This window comes from Nitratidesulfovibrio oxamicus, assembly GCF_015731765.1.
GTDB lineage: Bacteria > Desulfobacterota > Desulfovibrionia > Desulfovibrionales > Desulfovibrionaceae > Cupidesulfovibrio > Cupidesulfovibrio oxamicus.
The window spans coordinates 1-2906 of sequence record NZ_VRYY01000329.1 but is presented as its reverse complement, the minus strand read 5'-3'; the positions used below and the strand labels follow the sequence as shown (position 1 = coordinate 2906).

General features: G+C 68.0%; 3 protein-coding genes. All 3 read left to right on the top strand.

Features of this window, described 5'->3' with window-relative positions:
* Positions 1-161: 161 nt before the first annotated feature.
* From folP to FVW20_RS11295, 3 genes are read left to right on the top strand one after another with little or no spacing between them, the layout of a single operon-like run.
* Positions 162-1145 (top strand): dihydropteroate synthase, encoded by a 984-nt coding sequence (gene folP / locus FVW20_RS11305; protein WP_196609667.1) that lies wholly within the window; start codon positions 162-164, stop codon positions 1143-1145.
* On the top strand, positions 1145-1888 hold the full coding sequence (gene cdaA, locus FVW20_RS11300; RefSeq protein ID WP_012611226.1) for a diadenylate cyclase CdaA: 744 nt from the start codon (positions 1145-1147) through the stop codon (positions 1886-1888). The genes folP and cdaA overlap by 1 nt, the downstream gene beginning before the upstream one ends.
* 2 nt (positions 1889-1890) lie before the next feature.
* Positions 1891-2790, top strand: coding sequence for a CdaR family protein (locus FVW20_RS11295; RefSeq protein WP_196609665.1), 900 nt, complete (start codon positions 1891-1893; stop codon positions 2788-2790).
* Positions 2791-2906: the final 116 nt, after the last annotated feature.

The following is a 2906-nucleotide window of genomic DNA, read 5'->3' as shown; positions in this document are numbered from 1 at the left end:
GCGCAGCCCGGTCCCGTTTCGGCGGGCGCGGCCCCGGCAGGCACTGACGCAGAGGCCGCCGGGCGCGACGAGTTCACCCTGGAAGCCGATGACACCGCCGAACGCGGCGGTTCCGGCGGCCCCGGCGGTAATGACGACCCCAGTGGCGGGGCGGGGCGTCGATGACGACGGCTTGCGGCCTCGCGCAACAGGCCATCTGGACCGTAAGGGGGGGAAGGGCGGTAACGCCCGCCCCCCCTCATCCCTTTGTGGTGTTCGGCATCGTCAACGTCACGCCGGATTCGTTCCATGACGGCGGCCATTACATCACCCACGAGGCGGCAGTGGCCCACGCCCTGCGCCTGGCGGGAGAGGGCGCGCACGTGCTGGACATCGGGGGCGAATCGTCGCGGCCCTATGCCGACCCGGTGCCGCTGGAAGAAGAGCTGGCGCGGGTGCTGCCCGTGGTGCGGGGCATCCGCGATGGCTACGCGGCACATGCGGCGGACCATGCCCCGGCACATGCGGCGGACCATGTCTCGGCGCATGCCGCAGACCCGCAGGGCCAGCCTACCCGCCCCGGCGGCGGGCCCCTGCTTTCCGTCGATACCTACAAGGCGGGCACGGCGGCGGCGGTGCTGGACGAAGGCGCGGACATCATCAACGATATTTCCGCCTGCGCCTTCGACCCCGGCCTGCTCGACGTGGTGGCCCACTACAAGCCCGGCTACGTGCTGATGCACAGCCTTGGCAGGCCGGAAACCATGCAGGACGCCCCGGCCTACGACAACGTGGTGGACGCGCTGCTGGGTTTCTTTCACGACAGGATGGACATGCTCGTGCGCGCCGGGCTGCCGGAATCGCGCATCCTGCTTGATCCCGGCATCGGGTTCGGCAAGCTGACGGAGCATAATTTCGAGATACTGCGCCAGATAGAGCGCTTCGGCTCGCTGGGTCGCCCCGTGCTGATGGGGCTTTCCAACAAGTCGCTGTTCGGCGGGCTGCTGGACCTTGGCCACGGGCAGCGGGCGTGCGCCACCCAGGTGGCCACGGCCCTGCTGGCCGCACGCGGGGTGTTGTGCCACCGCGTGCACGACGTGGCGGATACCGTGCGCACCCTGCGCCTTACCCAAGCCATGGCCCCCGCGCCACGAACGGAGAACTGATGCTGGGCCTGGAGAACGTCACCGCCAACTGGCGCGACTTGCTGGACATCGCGCTGGTCACCGCGCTGTTCTACCGCATCATCGTCATGGTCAAGGACACGCGCGCCGTGTCGGCCATTTACGGACTGCTGTTGCTGGTGGTCACCTACTTCGTCTCGCGAGAACTGGGGCTGTACACGCTGGGGTGGCTGCTGGAGAGCTTCTTCGGCTCGTTGTTCCTGGTGATCATCGTGCTGTTCCAGCGCGACATCCGCCAAGCACTCACCGACATGGGGGCGCGCAGCTTCTTCCGCAAGAAGACCACCGCCGACGACGCCCTGAACGAGATCATCGGCGCCGCGCTGTACCTTGCCCAGCGCAAGATCGGCGCGCTGATCGTCATAGAGCGCAACGTGGCCCTGGGCGACATGATCGAACGCGGGGTGAAGCTTGGGGCCGCGCTCTCGCGCGAACTGCTCATCACCATCTTTTTCCCCAAAACCCCGCTGCACGACGGCGCGGTGATCATCCGCAAGGGCGAGGTGGCGGCTGCGGCGTGCATACTGCCCCTGGCCACCGTGGACCGGCAGGACTTTGGCACCCGGCACCGCGCCGCGCTTGGCATTACCGAGGAAAGCGATGCGGTGGCGGTGGTTGTTTCCGAAGAGCGGGGGGCCGTCACCGTGGCCGTGGGCGGCAAGCTGACCACCAGCCTCGACGCCACGCGCCTGAAGCGCGTGCTCAAGAACATCCTGGAGAAGTAGCGGTGCGTTCCAACTGGCAGTACGCCGTCATGGCCTTCGTCATGTCCGTCACCCTGTGGTACATGGTCACCGGGCGCGAGCGGGTGGAAGTGGTGGGCGAGGTGCGGCTGGAATTCAAGGGCATCCCCCAGAATCTCGTGGTGCGCGAAGGGCTGGTCAACAAGGTCAGCGTGCGCGTGCGCGGTCCCAAGGGGCTGGTACGCGTCATGACTTCGCGCGACATGAGCTATGCCATCGACCTCAGCAGCCTGAAGCGCGGCACCAACATCGTGCCCCTGACGGCGGAAAAGCTGCCCGAGGCGCGCGCCTTCGAGGTGGTGGAGATAACCCCCTCGCGGCTGACGCTGGAGGTGGACGCCATCGTTGAAAAGGACGTGGCCGTGGCCGTGGACATCAACGGCACTCTTCCCGTGGACGTGCGCATCGACAAGACCGAGGTGACCCCCGCCAGGGTGCACCTGCGCGGGCCGGAATCACTGGTGGCGCGCATCGACAGGGTGAACGTTGTCGTCGCCGCTCCGGGGCCGGAACAGGCGGGCACGATGGAGGTGCAGGCCACTCCCACCCTGCCCGAAGCCACGGAATCGATACCGCCCACCGTTTCCGTGCGGATGGACACGGCCCTGCGCATGAAGGAAACCACGCTCAAGCGCGAGGTGGCCGTGCAGTCGCCGCGCGGCCTGCGGGCCCGGGTATCGCCGCGCACGGTCACGCTGTTGCTGGAAATGCCCGCTTCCGTGGCTGCCGATGCCGAGGCGTTGCGCGCCATCCGGGTGTACGCCGAAGTGCCCGAGGGCGCCGCCCCCGGGCAGGAAAAACTGCCCGTTCGGGTAGACCTGCCGGACAGGGTGCGGCTGAAGGACATTGCACCCGACACGGTGAACGTGACCTTTCACAAGTAGTGGCAGCGGATACGCCGCCCGGCCCGCGAAAGCCGGGCCGTGGCGCGCTCGGTGGGGCATCACGGCGCGTCCGGCCTGCCCCGCGCGTCCGGGTTCTCCTCCGCTTCCGGACCCTT